Genomic DNA, 17,254 nt, shown 5'->3' on the forward strand with positions numbered 1-17,254 from the left:
GCTACCCTCTTAAGAATGTATGTAATAGTTGTTCGGTCTCATGTAAAGGTAAGCCTACAACGGCAAAATAGCTACCTGAAATATGTGTAACAAAACGCCCACCCAACCCTTGGATACCATAACCGCCAGCTTTATCTTGTGGCTCGCCTGTTAACCAATAGGCTTGTATTTCTTGATCATTGAGTGTTTTAAAGGTGACATCAGTACTGACCACACAACTGAGCACTTTATCTGGTGAAGCAAAAGCGATAGCAGTTAATACTTGATGCGTATTGCCTGATAAGCGCTTTAAGATTTGCGTAAAGTCGTCTTCATCTCGTGGTTTGCATAAGGATTGATTATCTATCACCACAACGGTATCACTGCCTAAAACAGGGCGATCAGTATAACCTTGCTCTACACCCATTTGCGCCTTCAAACGCGCCAAGCGCTCTACATAATCATACGGAGATTCATGTGCAAGCTGGCTTTCATCGGCATCAACACTAAATTGTGAAAACTCAATACCCAATTGAGTTAAAAGCTCTTTACGACGAGGAGAGGCGGAGGCTAAATATACTGCGCAAGTCATTATCTGATCCTAAAGTGTCTACGGTATTTTCTAAGTAATAAAAATACCCATATCCAACTCAACATACCTGTTAATACAGGCCATAAGTAATGTGGGCTAAAATAAACCCCAAGTAAAAAGTGATTCAACCAAAACTGCATTAAATGGTAAAGCGTTAAGAACAAGCCTATAAGTAGGCTTTGTTGCCATAGAGAAAAATTGCGAATTTTTTGAAAGTTACTCGCAGTCACAAAAATACACACTGAATAAGTTAATGAATTAACACCCAATGAAGAGCCTGTTGCTAAGTCAATTAGTAACCCAACAACCCAAGCAGTCCCTATATTTAATCGATGCGGTAAAGCCAAAGACCAGTACATAAGTACCAACAGCACCCAGTCTGGACGAAATGGTTCAAGTGAAAAGGGTAGTGGCATTAACGCCATTACAAGTGCAAAGAAAATGCTTACAGCGATTAGGAGCATCTGACGGTTAATCATCTCATATCAACTCCAGCTGATTTAGCCACAATACAACTAGCAACCGAATACGATCTAATTGAGCAATCGGCTCAGCAAATACTTGCGAAAAAGGTTGACCTTCATCCCGTGTAATCTCAGTGATCACCGCCACCGGGTAACCTTCAGGAAAAGTCCCCCCCAGCCCTGAGGTAACCAGTACATCACCAATACGTACATCTAAACTATGCGGCACATGTGATAACTTCAACACATCAATTTTGCCAATACCTTCAACCACTGTGCGTACATCATTACGCAATATACGAACAGGTGTGGCATGAGTATTATCTGTAATTAACAAAACCCGTGAAGTTGTAGAACCGACTTTTGTAAGTTGACCAACCACCCCCATATCATCAATTACCGCTTGATTTTCACTTAAACCATCGTTAGCGCCTCGATTAATCACTACTTGATGGCTATAAGGATTTGAATGAACAGAGAGTACTTGAGCAATAATTTTACGATTCGGGTGCTTTGCAGAAGAGCCAAGTAATGCGCGTAGCTTTTTATTTTCTTTTACTAAAAATTCATATTGCTGTATTTGCTCGCTTTGCAATGCCTGCTTTTTTTTGAGTGCTTCATTTTCGGAAAGTAATTGCTCGCGAGTATGCAAGCTTTTAGCGCTTAAACTAAATATTTCGTAAGGTAAGTTAGCTACGTAAATTAATGGACTGACCAACGTGTTCAAACTAGTGCGAATATTCTCACCACCTTGCGTGTACTTGTCTCCAAAGATCAATACGATACTCAAAAGCACTGCGACAAAAAGTCGCAGTTGCAAAGAAACCGTTTTTTCAAACATTAATTTCATTAATCGTAACTAAAAACATCACCACCGTGCACATCTATCATCTCAAGGGCCTTACCGCCGCCACGTGCAACACAGGTTAATGGATCATCAGCAACAACCACTGGAATCCCCGTTTCTTCCATTAGTAGACGATCTAAATCTTTTAGCAAGGCGCCCCCGCCAGTTAACACCATACCATGCGCTGAAATATCAGATGCTAGTTCAGGAGGTGACTGTTCAAGCGCAACCATAACAGCACTTACAATCCCCATTAGCGGCTCTTGTAGTGCTTCTAAAATTTCATGCGAGTTAAGTGTAAACGAACGCGGAACACCTTCTGCAAGATTACGACCACGCACTTCAATTTCTACAGGCTCATCTGTTTTAAATGCCGAGCCGATTTGGTGTTTTATATTTTCAGCTGTCGCTTCACCAATCAAGCTGCCAAAGTTACGACGGACATAATTAATAATTGCTTCATCAAATTTATCACCACCAATACGTACCGAAGAAGAATATACAATACCGTTGAGTGAAATAATGGCGACTTCTGTTGTACCGCCACCAATATCGACAACCATAGAGCCCGTTGCTTCAGATACCGGTAAGCCAGCACCAATAGCCGCAGCCATGGGCTCTTCGATTAAATAAACTTCGCGAGCACCTGCCCCCATTGCTGATTCTCGAATTGCACGTTTTTCAACTTGCGTAGCGCCACACGGCACACAAATAAGCACGCGTGGGCTTGGTCGCATGAAGTTATTGTTGTGCACTTGCTTGATAAAGTGCTGCAACATTTTCTCGGTCACATAAAAATCAGCAATCACACCGTCTTTCATTGGACGAATCGCTTTAATATTACCTGGCGTGCGCCCAAGCATCTGTTTAGCTTCAGCTCCTACAGATGCAACACTTTTAGGTCCACCAGCACGCTCTTGACGAATAGCAACAACTGAAGGCTCATTAAGAACAATGCCTTCTTCTTTTACATAAATTAAGGTATTAGCTGTACCTAAGTCGATCGATAGATCGTTTGAAAAAATACCACGGAGTTTTTTAAACATGGGGCTGGATGACCTTTGTAATTCGTTCTTATTGTGGTTGCGCCTATTTTTACATTCTCAACACAATGAGCAATGGAAAGCGCAGCCGTCTTTATAATCATTTAAAGAGGAAGTACTGCTTCCTAATCGAATGCTATTGCTCTCTTACTAAGCGAAAGCCAATATAATTAGATCTAAAATCTGGTGTTAAAATCAAACGCGTTGATACGCGAGCAAGACTCGGTGCAAAATTCCAAGCGCCGCCGCGAACAATCGCATCTTTGTTATTCCCTATACTGCTAGTCCATTCCCATACATTGCCTACGGTATCGTATAAGCCAAATGCATTTGCAGAAAACGATCCTACAGGTGCGGTGCGTTTATTTGACCACTCACTACCACACCAGCCACAGTTTGCTAGATTTCTACCTACTTCATCGCCCCATGGATAATCTGTTTCAGTATTTGCACGTGCCGCATATTCCCACTCCACTTCATTAGGTAGGCGATATGTTTGGCCTGTTTTATCAGAAAGCCAATGTGCATAAGCCTTAGCATCTGAATGAGTCAAACATACAGCCGGGAAATTATTGCTCTGCTCAAAGCCTGGATTACGCCAGTTCAAACTTACTTCCCAGACCGGCTCACCATTGAGGTAATAAGCACACCCTTTATCTTTTTCAGCTTCAGTTTTATAGCCCGTGTTATTTACAAAGTTTTCATACTCGCCTACGGTAACTTCTTTGCTCTGTATCATAAAGGAGTCTTTAATAGTATGCTCTGTAATAGGGCGCTCATTGGCTAGTCCACTCCCATTCAAATCACCCATTTTGAACTTGCCAGCAGGAATAACTATTAAATTTGAGGCTATATCAGTTGTTACTTTTTTAGATATAATCTTGTCGCCACTGATGTCGTCTTTACTTTTCTCTGGCATATTTGCCGATGCATCAGTCAGCTGAAGTTTTTTTTTCAATGTCACGCGCAGTGTTCTTGCTTTAGTTAGATTTAATCGCTCCTTGTAAGGTTCAAACCCTGACTTGCGAACTTCTATATCGTGAAAACCAGCTGGTAAGTTTGTTACTAATCGAGTTGAACCATAGCTCACCCCATTAATATACACTTCATCATCATATACGTTAGAGCGTAACGTTAACTGTACCTGTGGTTTGTATTCTTTAGAATTAACCAAACTGGCGTTCTTATCAGTCTTTGATGGATTATAGTTTCTGCTCTTCACTTCAGATAGCTGGCTAATATTTGCTTCAGAAATAGTGCTATTATCCATCTCACTACTGAATGTTAACTGACTATCTGAGAAAGTAGTACCGTAAGGTGACTGGTAAGTATTCGCTAAAGGCGTACCGTACTCTACACAAAAACTATTGCTAACCCCCAGTAAGTTACATAAACGGCTACTATTTACATCACCACGCATTGTAACGCTTAGCTTTACGTTGTAATTACCTTGCCCACTAAACGCACTATTAACTACATGGCTACTTAGTATTTGCACTTGTGCTCCAGCCATTTTACGCTTTGGCTCTACGAGACTTTCTTCCGTTAAATTGGCAAAAATTTGATCAATAAAGCGCTTAGTGGCTTTTTGTAATCCCATTTGCTGACCGCGCTGTTCACAGGTAGCAAGTGTTTCAGTCCGTTTACAATTAACTATATGTTCGAGCTCTAGCGTACCCTCTCGGGTAAATTCATTGCGTAAACGCTCTACCCGAGCTGTAGTCAATTGTTCATTTAAGTTTTCAATCGTGTTTTGAAGCGTATGTTTTGCTGCACGAATTTGCTCAATATCTTTACGATGAGATGCAATTGCCGCCAATTGCATAGAGATATCATCTTTATTTTGTTTATGCTCTACAACCGCTTTTTGATATCGAGATTGTGCAGGGCTTATATTCAGAGAAGGGTTATCAACTAAACGCCGATACATTTCATTCATTGCATTTAATGCTTGGTTTTTTTCTTTCTCAAGCTCTGTTGAGCGTTTATTAAGAAGCTCTAACTGAGTTTGAAGTTGACTCTCTTCCTTTAAGTATTTTTCAAGCATTGTCGTTGAACGAACATGTTCAGTTTGTTTTGTATTAATCTCAGATTCAATTCTATTTACAGTCGTTGTATCTTGTGCAAATACTGAGCTTACAAAAAAGCTAGCAGAAATTAACAGAGATAAAGGAGCAATTCGCATATATTCCAGTCCCAAAAAAGCGGCAATTATTTGGTTATTATTATTTTTATAATAAAACCTTATGCTATGTACTTGCAGCACAAAACACAAGCTTTGTTGATTTATTATCTCAGTTTACAACTATTCGCCCGTTTCATGCCAGTAAATAACCATTTCATTTGTACTAAATAGCTAATTTATTTAACAACAACGAGATTTATCTACATTTTACACTATTAAAATATCAATTTAGTCGACTATTTATATTATTAAATTTGCCTTAGCAGTAAAGCATGAGCCAAAATAACTTTATTACGCCCTTCGTAAATAAAAAACCAACAATAAAGAGTGATAATGCCAACACCATTCAGTATTAATGAAAATACTTATTTACAAACAATTACCAGTCAACTGCTAACAGACAAAAAATTAGTCTTAAACATCAAGCGTGATGATTTATTACACCCACTTATCAGTGGAAATAAATGGCGAAAACTCAAGTATAATTTAGTCCATATGCAGCAGCAGGGAAAAACAGAGCTACTTACTTTTGGCGGAGCTTTCTCAAACCATATTCATGCGTGTGCAGCAGCGGGAAAAGAGTTTAATTTAACAACCCACGCAATAGTGCGCGGCCCAGAGCTAGATCTAAATAATCCAACGCTAAAATTTGCACAGCAATGTGGTATGCAGTTACATGCGGTCAATCGTTTAGAGTACAAACAACGACATGATAAAGCATATTTAGCAGAATTGCAGACGCGCTTCCCAAACGCGTATATTCTACCTGAAGGAGGCACTAACGAGTTTGCTATTGAGGGATGTAAAGAGCTCGCTCAGAGCTTACCTGAGCACGACTACTTAATCTGCCCTACTGGCAGCGGCGGTACTTTAGCTGGATTAATCGAGGGCAGCTCAAATAAAACTAACTTACTCGGCATTGCTGTTTTAAAGCAAGCAGAGTATCTGCGAGACGAGATACAAATTCTTAGCCCTAAAGCAAAATCACAAAAAAACTGGCAACTGCTTACTCAATTTCACGATGGTGGATATGGCCGTTTTTCTACTGAACTATGGCGATTTTGCCAACATATGCAGCAGCAACACCATTTACCCTTAGAGCCTATTTATAGTGGCAAAATGATGTATGCACTATGGCAACTCATTCATGATGATTACTTTACTGCCAATAGCAGAATCATTGCAATCCATACAGGTGGGCTACAGGGTTTAGAAGGTTTAAAATACCGTGGATTGATATAACTTTTTAATCTCTTCTACTAGTGAAATGCAACCTGGGTGTAATTGGGCAATAACTTAGAAAAATAGCCCCCTTGCGCCCCACTAATCCCTATCTCTTTTAAAAACTGTAATTCTTGAGGCGTCTCTACATCAAGCGAAAACACTGATAAACTCAACAATTTACTTCTGTGCATAATATCTTTAACGTATTTTTGTTGTAAATTATTCCCCTCTATTGCGTGAACAAGTTCAGCGGCTAAGTTAACCCCAGATATCTGTTTATTGGGGGTAAACTTAAAAATACTTTTACTATTTCTAACATCATCAATAATAATACTAAAATTCAGTGCTGCTATGACTGAAAACGCCTCTTGCAAACGTAACTGATTGTTTAAAAAATCTAATTCATTAATCGAAAACTGCAGTGTTTGTTGCTTTTTTAAGCCTCCAACGTGGGAACTTAACCAGCTCCAAAACTCACTATTAAACCAGTTTCTAGGATGTAATTTAATACTAATAACCGACGATGAATTATCTATAAGTAATAGTTTTTTTACTTGCATAACTACCGCTTTATCGTGCATTAGCGCCTCATCTTGGTTATAAAACTCACAGAGACTTCCTTGACTATTGGCCTTGTTATTACTTTTAATTAGCACATGATGCTTAATAATAGCGCCGCTGTATAGCTCATATACAGGTTGAAATAAAATAGCTAACTTTTGCTTTTCAATTCGTTGTGGAATTGAATATCTATCTAGCTTTTGAACATGACCATAATTTAACGCTAATTGGTGATAATGCTTAACTCGATTTTGCTGCGAAAGAGTAAGTGCCGACTTTGCCAACTGATACACCATAACCTGATCAGCCTCGGAATAATAAGTACATAAACCTACTTTTACATGCCTCTGTGCAGTTCTTGGCGCCAATACATAAGCGGCACTTACAATGCATTGATGTAAATATTTAGCGCAATTGAGTTTATCAATTACATCAATCCCTTTGAGAGTAAAAGCGAAATTGCCTGCAGTTAATAACTTAACGGATATTTCAGTCGTATTAATAAAGTCTTTTGCCAATAAGACTTTAAGAGTCGCTTGTAAGTCAGTGTTTGCATCAAAATGGCATTCACACTGAATAAGTGCAAATACATTATATTTAATTGCTTCCTGCACATTAGTTGTCGCTATTGGAGCGAGCTGTAAAGAACTCACTTTGGGTGCATAACGCACTTTCTTATTATTAAAGTGCTGCTGACGTTTAGAGGTTATTGTGCTGTTTTTTATTGTTTTAGGCTTTTTAAAACGTCGAATACAAAGCATAGCGAGCAAAAGAACCGCGTTTATTATTAAAAACAAATAGCTATAGCTATACCAAACTGGCCATGAGTAGAGCAAAATTCCTTTTGAGTTAGCGCTAAAATAATGTTTTTGTTTTTCTATATAAATAGAGTTTTTATTAGGGGCGAGCGTAAAAGGCGTATTTGCAATAAGTTGATTTTCATTGGCCAATGGCTGTTGCAATTGCTTTGCTAGCTTTAAACCAACTTGCTCGTTTTGATGCTGTAAAACCAAACTTAAACCGCTATTAATAATCACTAGCAAGGCGATACACAGAGCATAAAACAAAGCATTTGAATAATTGGTAAAGTGAAATTTACTGGCTTTCATAACCCACCGGCACATCAAATAAGTTATTAAAGTGTTGTCTACTATTTGCAATTGTACAAGCCAACAATAAAAGTTTAGCGGAGGTTTAAAAGTTAGTACTTAATGTTTATAAACATTATATTTAGCCTTCAATTAGTTAACTAAACAGTAGTCATTATTTATATATTAGTTTGAACAAAGGAGGGCTTGGCTTAAAAAATAAAAAGACCAGTATCACAGTGCTTTTTACACATTCATATGTTTACTTTAGGAGGTGTTTATTCAGATTTAAAAACTGTAAAAATGGAATACGGTCATTTTTTTAATAAAAAAAGCCGCTTAATAGCGGCTTTCTAGAAAATTTTCAACATTTCTAACTTTGTCTTTGTCTAAAACGGGATATCGTCATCAAAGTCGATTGTTGGTTCCATTGGGTTTGATGCGCCACCTTGCGGTGCATTTTGTGGCTTAGGTGCAAACCCGCCTTGCTGTTGTGGTGCACTATTTTGCTGTGGTGCAAAACCACCTTGCTGCTGTGACTGGTATTGATTGTTTTGCTGCGGCGCTGGCTGCTGAGCAGGTGCAGATTGTTGCTGTGGAGCATAACTGCCTTGCTGACTATTTTGGCCTTGGTTATTTTGACCATAACCACCGCTTTGTTGCCCGCCTTGATAGCCACTGCTTTGTTGACCACCTTGGTTACCTTGATAACCACCACTTTGTTGGTCGCCACCGCGTGCACCTAGCATTTGCATTTGACCCGTAAAGCCATCAACAACGATTTCTGTGGTATATTTTTCTTGGCCTTGTTGATCAGTCCATTTACGGGTTTGAAGTTTACCTTCTACGTAAATTTGTGATCCCTTACGACAGTATTCACCCACAATTTCAGCTAACTTGCCAAAAAATACCACACGGTGCCACTCAGTTTTATCAACCATTTGGCCAGTGTTTTTATCTTTATAGCTATCTGAAGTTGCTAAGGTAATATTTGCTACACCATTACCATTAGGCATGTAACGAACCTCAGGATCTTGCCCTAAATTACCAACCAAAATTACTTTGTTCACACCGCGTGCCATGGAACCATCTCCTATAAACGTTAGATTAAACCAGCCACTCTTCGGGCTTGGTCTAGGTCAAATTCTTTATCATTAATCTTTAAGTAGCTACGACTTTCATCGCGAACTACGGTTGCTTCTATTACGCCGGGTAAAGCAACTAACTGAGAAGCCAGTGTTTGTGCCTGCTCTTCAGAATCTAATTGGGTCATTAAACTAATAACTTTGCTTTTCGGTGGGACTTGCATTTTCCACGCAATAATAAGCCATATTACCCCAACAAGTGCCGCCGCCGCAAACACAGCTTGCGTACTAGTTGTTTGTGCTACATACCCGCCAAGCATGCCGCCTAAAAAAGCGCCTAAAAACTGGCTCGATGAATACCCCCCCATGGCTGAGCCTTTTTGGCTTGCTGGAGCAATACGCGACACAAGAGCCGGCATAGTGGCTTCTAAAAAGTTAAACGCAACAAAATATAACAGCATACAAACCGCAATACCAACAACGCTGTTTGCCCACATAGACATACTTAACATGCTGACTATTAAAACCATAACAGAACCAATAAAGGCTTGTTTTTCTTTCTCTTTTTTAATCGCCACTATCATTACTGGCACCATTAAAAAAAACGCCAAAAATAAAACCGGAATATAAAGCTGCCAATGGTTTTCGGCCACTAAGCCATCTTTAATTAATTGGCTTGGTAATACTACAAAAATAGTCGTTAATGTTAGATGCAGCAATAATACGCCTGCATTTAAACGTGCCAGCTGTGGGTGTTTAATCAATTTTTTGATGTCACTAAAACTGGCAAGCGTATCGCCTTTAGGGGCTTTATTTATTGCACTGGGAACGAGCATAGTGACTATAAAAATACCACACACAGCCAAAATAGCCGTTAACCAAAATACGCCTGCAATGCCCCACGAAGCTGCCACTATCGGCCCTAATAACATCGCAAACGCAAAGCTCATGCCGATGCTCATGCCAATCACCGCCATAACTTTGGGGCGCTGTTCATCACGGCTTAAATCTGATGCAAACGCTAATAATGCGCTGGCGATAGCTCCCATGCCTTGTAATGCACGCCCTACCGTCACCATTTGAATAGACTCTGCCAAAGCAGCAATAACCGAGCCTAGTGCAAATACAAGCAAGCCACCTACAATCACTTTTTTGCGTCCAATTTTATCAGACAGTCGCCCCATTGGGATTTGTAATACGGCCTGTGTTAAACCATATGCACCAATTGCAAAACCCACCCATATAGGTGAAAACCCTTCCAGCGATTGGCCATAAATAGCTAAAACTGGCATCAGCATAAACAAGCCGAGCATTCTAAATGCAAACACACTCGCTAACGATACGGCGGCGCGTTTTTCTCGTGAATTAAGTGAAGATGCGGTCATTATTTGCGTGATCTTACTGTGTTAAAAAATTAGGCAAGGATTCTATCACAAGCTTGGCAATAATTAATCGTCTATAATTAAGGATTTTTTCAATGATCAAGGATTAATATTGCAGCGTATTATGCGATACTGAACAAATAATTTTGGCAATAAACGAGATAGCATGGAAAACATTGAAGTCCGAGGCGCCCGCACGCATAATTTAAAAGACATCAGCCTAACCATCCCACGTGACAAACTAATTGTTATTACTGGTTTATCTGGTTCAGGAAAGTCATCGCTTGCATTTGATACGCTGTATGCAGAAGGGCAACGCCGGTATGTTGAATCGCTTTCTGCTTATGCAAGGCAGTTTTTGTCATTGATGGAAAAGCCTGATGTAGATCATATTGAAGGCCTTTCTCCTGCTATTTCCATAGAACAAAAATCAACCTCGCATAACCCACGTTCAACCGTGGGAACCATTACTGAAATCTACGATTATTTACGCTTGATGTTTGCACGAGTGGGCGAGCCTCGCTGCCCAACTCATGATTTACCGCTCGCAGCACAAACCATTAGCCAAATGGTCGATACGGCATTAGCGTTGCCCGAAGGCACTAAGTTAATGTTACTTGCCCCTGTTGTTAAAGATCGCAAAGGCGAGCATGTAAAACTATTAGAGCAGCTTGCAAGCCAAGGCTACATTCGCGCACGTATTGATGGCGAAGTGTGCGACTTATCCGATCCACCACCATTAGATTTACATAAAAAGCATACTATTGAAGTAGTGGTAGATCGCTTTAAGGTCAAAGACGGCCAGCAACAACGCCTCGCGGAATCATTCGAAACGGCGCTTGAAATGTCAGGTGGTGTTGCCAATATTGCGTTTATGGATGACAGCAGTAAAGAAGAAATGCTGTTTTCAGCTAATTTTGCCTGCCCAACCTGTGGCTATGCGATGACCGAACTTGAACCGCGTTTATTTTCGTTCAACAATCCTGCAGGGGCTTGTCAAAGCTGTGACGGTTTAGGTGTAAGGCAATACTTTGACCCTAATCGCGTGGTTCATAACCCTGAAATAAGTTTAGCTGGGGGTGCAATTAAAGGTTGGGACAAACGCAGCTTTTACTACTATCAAATGTTGCAAGCAGTTGCACAACATTACGACTTTGATTTAGATGTGCCTTATCAGGAACTAGCTAAAGAACATAAGAAAATTATTCTAGATGGCTCGGGTGATACTAAAATTGCGTTTAATTACCGTAATGACCGCGGTGATTTAATTACACGTAATCATGTATTTGAAGGCGTGTTAAATAATATGAACCGCCGCTACCGCGAAACTGAATCAAACTCTGTGCGTGAAGAGCTAGCTAAGTATCAAACCAGCCAAGCATGCCCTAGTTGTAAAGGCTCACGCTTGCGCCAAGAAGCACGAAACGTATTTATTGGACAAACTAACTTACCGACCATCACCCATATGAGTATTGGTGAGGCTATGAGCTTTTTTGAAGGCTTGCACCTGACTGGGCAAAAAGGTCAAATTGCCGAAAAAATTCTAAAAGAAATTCGCGATCGTTTATCGTTTTTAATAAATGTTGGCCTAAATTACTTATCACTTGAGCGCAGCGCCGACACACTCTCAGGCGGTGAAGCACAGCGTATTCGTTTAGCGAGTCAAATTGGCGCAGGGTTAGTCGGTGTTATGTATGTATTGGATGAACCCTCTATTGGTTTACACCAACGTGATAACGACCGTTTATTAAAAACCTTAGTGCATTTACGCGACTTGGGTAACACCGTTATTGTTGTAGAACACGATGAAGATGCTATTCGCGCCGCTGATCATATTATTGATATTGGTCCAGGCGCTGGCGTGCATGGCGGCCATGTTATTGCCCAAGGTACACGTGATGATATTTTGGCGAGCAAAGACTCTGTGACGGGTCAGTTTTTATCGGGCGTGCGTAAAATTGAAGTACCAAAAGAGCGTCACGCAACGAACGATAAATGGTTAGAGCTGTTTGGAGCAACGGGTAATAATTTAAAAAATGTTGATTTAAAAATACCCTTTGGATTAATGACCTGTATTACCGGTGTATCTGGCTCGGGTAAATCAACACTTATTAACGACACCTTATTTAAACTCGCTCACACTGAGCTTAATGGTGCCACAACCGCGGAAGCAGCACCTTATAAGTCAATTGCAGGTCTTGAACACTTTGATAAAGTGATTGATATTGACCAAAGCCCTATTGGTCGCACACCGCGTTCAAACCCTGCAACGTATACCGGTATTTTTACCGGTATTCGTGAGTTATTTGCGGGCACACAAGAAGCCCGTTCACGTGGTTATAAGGTTGGTCGCTTTAGCTTTAATGTTAAAGGGGGACGTTGTGAAGCGTGCCAAGGCGATGGCGTAATTAAAGTAGAAATGCACTTTTTACCAGACGTTTATGTTCCGTGTGATGTATGTAAAGGTAAACGCTATAACCGCGAAACCTTAGAAGTACAATATAAAGGCAAAAACATCAACCAAGTGCTCGATATGACCGTTGAAGATGCCCATGACTACTTTGATAAAATACCAGCCATAGCACGCAAACTTAAAACGCTAATGGATGTCGGGCTTTCTTATATTCGTTTAGGCCAAGCCGCTACAACACTCTCTGGTGGTGAGGCACAGCGAATTAAGTTAGCACGTGAGCTTTCTAAGCGTGATACAGGTAAAACCCTGTACATTCTTGATGAGCCAACCACAGGCTTGCACTTTGCCGATATTGAACAGTTACTAGTAGTACTGCATCGTCTGCGCGATCATGGTAATACCATTGTGGTGATTGAGCATAATTTAGATGTAATCAAAACAGCTGACTGGATCGTTGATTTAGGCCCAGAAGGCGGTGCAGGCGGTGGGGAAATACTGATTGCCGGCACACCAGAGGAAGTAGCTGAATGTCAGCGTTCGCATACTGGTCACTACTTAAAACCGCTATTAAATAAATAGCGGTAATGCGCTTTAGATAAGGAAAGTCGGTGTTAAGGTATTTAAAAATTGCAAAATGGCGTGCTAATAAGCAGTTTAAGCAACAGCAGAAAAGTTGGCAACCACACCAAGTTAAACTGCTTAGCCATATAAAAAGCATATGGTTTAACCTTAACACCGCGCAAAAGCTTTACCTTCTTGCACTTATAAGTTTAGCTATTTTTAAGTTAACCTGGCTGTGTGCCACCATTACTATTATTGCGCTGATCATAGAATTTTGGCCTAAGTTTAATCAACTGTGGAATTCACTCGCTGGTAAAGCACTTATTTTGGTATTTTATGCCAGTATTGCTAACTTTGTTTTAGCAAGTGCTAGCGGCATTGTAAATGAAGTTACTCAGGTATCAGCTAATCACTTTAATTACACCCATAACTTTGCCACTTTATTATATTTACCGCCTTGGACACTAGGAATAACCCTAGCAACACTGCTCGGGTTACAACTTATTTTGCCGTTTTACATTATAGTGTTATTACTAATCAAGCCTTTTGGATCTGATCGTATAAAGTTTATTAGCCAAAGCTACTCACCACTTCTCACTGCATTAATCCGCTTTTTTTTAGCGACGGTAGTGTTTGTAAGTCTGATTGCATTTATTGATGAAAAACCGCCTGAAAAAGCATTAAACGATATAGTAAATAGCTTTGAAAATAGCCAATCGCTCGCAAATAAATCACCCGCTGAACAAGAGCAAGCTATAGAAAAGTTAAGTAAACAAATAGAGAAAAAACTCCCCTCTTCAGACAAAGACGAGGCTAAGACAAATACATTTGGTATTCACTTAGAAGGCGAAGATGAGAATACTCAAACGGTTAGGCAATTTTTAGATACTAAAGGCTACTTTGAGCGCAGTAAACGATTAATCGCTATATTTGCCTATAGTTATGAAGCAGATAGCTACTCTCGTTGTAAAAAATCAAAAGAGAGTAAGTCAATTGAGCTCAATGATTACGAAATTATTGAAATAACGCCTGATCAAAGCATGCCTTACGGCTATCAATTTATAGTTAGAGCCTGTGAGTCTGCTGGTATTTCTGCTATAAAACATTAAAATACAAAAATGCCGCTAAATTAGCGGCATTTTTTATATCTGCAAACAAGCAAGACTATGGGCGGCGAATAAACCCAACCGCATCATAAACTGCTTTTAATGTAGTCTCTGCGCGAGCACTGGCTTTTTCAGCCCCTTTTCTCATGATGTCATTAAGAAGAGTTTGATCTTCACGAATTTCTTTAAAACGTGCTTGAATTGGCTCGATCATACTTACTACCGCGGCGGCCGTGTCTTTTTTCAAATGACCATACATTTTATCTTCGTATTCAGGTACTAATTCTGTAATTGGGCGTTTGGTCGCCACACTCAGTAGCGTAAGCAAATTAGAAACACCTGGCTTTTCTTTACGATCAAAGTAAATACGTGCTTGTTCGTCTGAGTCGGTGACTGCTTTTTTTAGCTTTTTCTCAATCTTTTTTGGCTCGTCTAACATCATAATAAAGCCATTTGGATTTTCATCCGATTTAGACATTTTCTTCAGTGGATCTTGCAGGCTCATTACTCGCGCACCAAATTCTGGAATATACGGTTCTGGCAGCGTAAAAATGTCGCCGTATACATTATTAAAGCGAGTTGCAATATCACGCGTTAATTCAAGGTGCTGTTTTTGATCTTCGCCAACAGGTACTTTGTCTGCTTGGTATAATAAAATGTCAGCGGCTTGCAAAGCTGGATAAGCAAATAAACCCACATTAATGTTATTGGCATGCGTTGCCGATTTATCTTTAAACTGGGTCATGCGGTTAAGCTCACCCATTTGCGCATAACAGTTTAATACCCAACCAAGCTGCGCATGTTCAGGCACTTGCGACTGCACAAATAGAGCCGCTTTTTCTGGGTTAATGCCGCATGCCGTGTATAAAGCAACACCATCTAAAACGCGGCCACGTAATAATTCTGGATCTTGGCGTACGGTAATTGCATGCAAGTCTGCAAGCATAAAGTAGCTATCATATTCTTCCTGTAGCTTAACCCACTGGTTAATAGCGCCAACATAGTTGCCTATAGTCATACCACCGGTTGGCTGCATGCCACTTAATACTACTGGTTTACTCATGATTTTCCTTTATTTTTACTTAATTAAAAATGCTTAACGCTGTGTTAGTGTCGGTATTATAGCTAAGAAGTTATCGCATAGGTACTGCGGATTATAATCCCCTAACCGCTCTCCCTGATGATACCCGTAAGTAAGCGCTATCACATCAATATTAGCAGCTTGTGCTGCGAGTATGTCACTCTTTGAATCACCAATCATAATCGCTTTATCAGGTGAAATATTTAACGCATCGCAAGCAAATAATAACGGCTCGGGTGATGGTTTTTTTGCCATATCGTCACCACATACTATCACCTCAAAATGACTGGCAATAGCAAGCTTATCTAAAAGTGCCTCTGTAAAACGGCGTGCTTTATTGGTGATCAAAGCTTTACGCATACCACTTAATGCAGCAAGCCCAGTTTCAACATGCTGATACAGTACACTGTACTCACCGACCTGCTCACTATAATGTTGATAAAACAAATTAATAGCGCGCTCGCTTAACGCTTCATCAAGATGCTCACTAATTTGCATATCACCGCAAAGGGCTCGCTTGACTAACATCTCAATGCCATTACCGACCCAACTCTCTACCAAACGCTGACTAACAATTGGGAACGCTAAATCACTCAGTGTTAGATTTAAAGCCATATACAAGTCGTACACACTATCAACGAGCGTACCGTCTAAATCAAATAATGCCGCATCATATTTCATTATTTAACACTGTCTAATTGTTGGCGCATTTCATCAATCACCGTTTTATAATCAGGCTGATTAAAAATAGCAGAGCCTGCAACAAACATATCTGCACCCGCTTCAGCTGCTGCTGCAATGTTATCTACTTTAATACCGCCATCTACTTCTAAACGAATATTACGCCCAGATTTAACAATACGCTGTTTTGCCTCTCGCAGTTTCTCCAGTGTTTGTGGAATAAAGCTTTGCCCACCAAACCCAGGGTTTACCGACATTAATAAAATCACATCTATTTTATCCATAACGTGATCAAGATAGCTCAAGCTAGTTGCAGGGTTAAACACTAAGCCTGCTTGGCAACCTTCATCTTTTATTAATTGCAAAGTACGGTCAATATGCTCACTCGCCTCAGGGTGAAAGGTAATAATTGACGCGCCAGCCTGTGCAAACTGAGGAATTAAACTGTCTACCGGTTTTACCATTAAATGCACATCAATCGGCGCTTTAATTCCGTAATCGCGAAGCGCTTTACATACCATAGGGCCGATTGTTAAGTTGGGTACATAATGGTTATCCATTACGTCAAAATGAACGACATCAGCTCCTGCAGCCAACACTTTGTCGACATCTTCGCCTAATCGTGCAAAGTCTGCAGATAATATAGAAGGCGCTATTAAGTATTTTTGTTCACCGTTGAGCATCGCTAATCCGTTAATGAATAATTTATGGCGTTAATGTAACTTAATTAGCGAAGTTACCCAAGTAGCATCACTAAAAAATAGCGTTAAATAAGTAACGTTGAAGCCTTATTGTAGCTATTCATGAAAAGGATAACCTGTTGAGGATGTAAGCTTTTATAATTAAAAAAGAGTCTGTTTTTAAGCGGGTGCCACTCAGTATTTAAAACACAATACAAATAAACAATAACAAAAATAAAGTGTATTATTTAAGCAGTTTTTGTTATGCTGCGCGCAGGACTA

The 17,254-nt window shown here is 40.0% G+C and carries 14 protein-coding genes; 3 read left to right on the forward strand and 11 right to left on the reverse strand.

All coding sequences use genetic code 11. The features are described from left to right. Position 1: 1 nt before the first annotated feature. From KG708_RS09540 to KG708_RS09560, 5 genes are all read right to left on the reverse strand, one after another. The gene (locus KG708_RS09540; protein ID WP_213609186.1) at positions 2–571 is read right to left on the reverse strand and encodes a Maf family protein; all 570 of its coding nucleotides are present in this window, start codon (positions 569–571) and stop codon (positions 2–4) included. Continuing rightward, the gene (gene mreD, locus KG708_RS09545) at positions 571–1,050 is read right to left on the reverse strand and encodes a rod shape-determining protein MreD (RefSeq protein WP_213609188.1); all 480 of its coding nucleotides are present in this window, start codon (positions 1,048–1,050) and stop codon (positions 571–573) included. Before mreD ends, KG708_RS09540 begins: the two co-directional genes overlap by 1 nt. 1 nt (position 1,051) lies before the next feature. Next, on the reverse strand, positions 1,052–1,885 hold the full coding sequence (gene mreC, locus KG708_RS09550; protein WP_213609190.1) for a rod shape-determining protein MreC: 834 nt from the start codon (positions 1,883–1,885) through the stop codon (positions 1,052–1,054). Then, positions 1,885–2,928, reverse strand: a complete 1,044-nt coding sequence (locus tag KG708_RS09555; protein WP_213609192.1) for a rod shape-determining protein — start codon at positions 2,926–2,928, stop codon at positions 1,885–1,887. The genes mreC and KG708_RS09555 overlap by 1 nt, the downstream gene beginning before the upstream one ends. Before the next feature lie 133 nt (positions 2,929–3,061). Beyond that, positions 3,062–5,110, reverse strand: a complete 2,049-nt coding sequence (locus KG708_RS09560; RefSeq protein ID WP_213609194.1) for an SUMF1/EgtB/PvdO family nonheme iron enzyme — start codon at positions 5,108–5,110, stop codon at positions 3,062–3,064. A gap of 333 nt (positions 5,111–5,443) precedes the next feature. On the opposite strand from KG708_RS09560, the gene KG708_RS09565 reads away from it, so the two are divergent. Next, complete coding sequence (locus KG708_RS09565) at positions 5,444–6,352, forward strand: pyridoxal-phosphate dependent enzyme (RefSeq protein WP_213609196.1); 909 nt, start codon at positions 5,444–5,446, stop codon at positions 6,350–6,352. Between the two features lie 17 nt (positions 6,353–6,369). On the opposite strand, the gene KG708_RS09570 is transcribed toward KG708_RS09565, so the two are convergent. The 3 genes from KG708_RS09570 to KG708_RS09580 form a co-directional block, all read right to left on the reverse strand. After that, positions 6,370–8,004, reverse strand: coding sequence for an EAL domain-containing protein (locus KG708_RS09570; protein WP_213609198.1), 1,635 nt, complete (start codon positions 8,002–8,004; stop codon positions 6,370–6,372). Positions 8,005–8,372: 368 nt separating this feature from the next. Beyond that, positions 8,373–9,065 (reverse strand): single-stranded DNA-binding protein, encoded by a 693-nt coding sequence (gene ssb, locus KG708_RS09575; RefSeq protein ID WP_213609200.1) that lies wholly within the window; start codon positions 9,063–9,065, stop codon positions 8,373–8,375. 20 nt (positions 9,066–9,085) lie between these two features. After that, positions 9,086–10,453 (reverse strand): MFS transporter, encoded by a 1,368-nt coding sequence (locus tag KG708_RS09580; protein ID WP_213609202.1) that lies wholly within the window; start codon positions 10,451–10,453, stop codon positions 9,086–9,088. Between the two features lie 163 nt (positions 10,454–10,616). On the opposite strand from KG708_RS09580, the gene uvrA reads away from it, so the two are divergent. Further along, entirely contained in the window at positions 10,617–13,442 is a 2,826-nt protein-coding gene (gene uvrA, locus KG708_RS09585) for an excinuclease ABC subunit UvrA (protein WP_213609204.1), read from the forward strand. Between the two features lie 29 nt (positions 13,443–13,471). Next, complete coding sequence (locus tag KG708_RS09590) at positions 13,472–14,533, forward strand: hypothetical protein (protein WP_213609206.1); 1,062 nt, start codon at positions 13,472–13,474, stop codon at positions 14,531–14,533. Between the two features lie 55 nt (positions 14,534–14,588). On the opposite strand, the gene trpS is transcribed toward KG708_RS09590, so the two are convergent. The 3 genes from trpS to rpe are packed head-to-tail and all read right to left on the reverse strand — an operon-like array spanning position 14,589 to position 16,975. After that, complete coding sequence (trpS, locus tag KG708_RS09595) at positions 14,589–15,593, reverse strand: tryptophan--tRNA ligase (RefSeq protein ID WP_213609208.1); 1,005 nt, start codon at positions 15,591–15,593, stop codon at positions 14,589–14,591. 33 nt (positions 15,594–15,626) lie between these two features. After that, complete coding sequence (locus KG708_RS09600; RefSeq protein ID WP_213609210.1) at positions 15,627–16,292, reverse strand: phosphoglycolate phosphatase; 666 nt, start codon at positions 16,290–16,292, stop codon at positions 15,627–15,629. Further along, positions 16,292–16,975: a ribulose-phosphate 3-epimerase gene (gene rpe, locus KG708_RS09605; protein WP_213609212.1), complete on the reverse strand. Its 684-nt coding sequence runs from the start codon at positions 16,973–16,975 to the stop codon at positions 16,292–16,294. The genes KG708_RS09600 and rpe overlap by 1 nt, the downstream gene beginning before the upstream one ends. Positions 16,976–17,254: the final 279 nt, after the last annotated feature.

The sequence above is a fragment of the Pseudoalteromonas sp. genome, assembly GCF_018402495.1.
Taxonomy (GTDB): domain Bacteria; phylum Pseudomonadota; class Gammaproteobacteria; order Enterobacterales; family Alteromonadaceae; genus Pseudoalteromonas.

Bases quoted from the DNA above. Each gene is read 5' to 3' on its own strand.
- mreD (WP_213609188.1), bottom strand. From the start codon at position 1,050: ATGATTAACCGTCAGATGCTCCTAATCGCTGTAAGCATTTTCTTTGCA.
- rpe (WP_213609212.1), bottom strand. From the start codon at position 16,975: ATGCTCAACGGTGAACAAAAATACTTAATAGCGCCTTCTATATTATCT.
- trpS (WP_213609208.1), bottom strand. From the start codon at position 15,593: ATGAGTAAACCAGTAGTATTAAGTGGCATGCAGCCAACCGGTGGTATG.
- KG708_RS09560 (WP_213609194.1), bottom strand. From the start codon at position 5,110: ATGCGAATTGCTCCTTTATCTCTGTTAATTTCTGCTAGCTTTTTTGTA.
- KG708_RS09580 (WP_213609202.1), bottom strand. From the start codon at position 10,453: ATGACCGCATCTTCACTTAATTCACGAGAAAAACGCGCCGCCGTATCG.
- KG708_RS09540 (WP_213609186.1), bottom strand. From the start codon at position 571: ATGACTTGCGCAGTATATTTAGCCTCCGCCTCTCCTCGTCGTAAAGAG.
- KG708_RS09565 (WP_213609196.1), top strand. From the start codon at position 5,444: ATGCCAACACCATTCAGTATTAATGAAAATACTTATTTACAAACAATT.
- ssb (WP_213609200.1), bottom strand. From the start codon at position 9,065: ATGGCACGCGGTGTGAACAAAGTAATTTTGGTTGGTAATTTAGGGCAA.
- KG708_RS09570 (WP_213609198.1), bottom strand. From the start codon at position 8,004: ATGAAAGCCAGTAAATTTCACTTTACCAATTATTCAAATGCTTTGTTT.
- KG708_RS09555 (WP_213609192.1), bottom strand. From the start codon at position 2,928: ATGTTTAAAAAACTCCGTGGTATTTTTTCAAACGATCTATCGATCGAC.
- uvrA (WP_213609204.1), top strand. From the start codon at position 10,617: ATGGAAAACATTGAAGTCCGAGGCGCCCGCACGCATAATTTAAAAGAC.
- KG708_RS09600 (WP_213609210.1), bottom strand. From the start codon at position 16,292: ATGAAATATGATGCGGCATTATTTGATTTAGACGGTACGCTCGTTGAT.
- mreC (WP_213609190.1), bottom strand. From the start codon at position 1,885: ATGAAATTAATGTTTGAAAAAACGGTTTCTTTGCAACTGCGACTTTTT.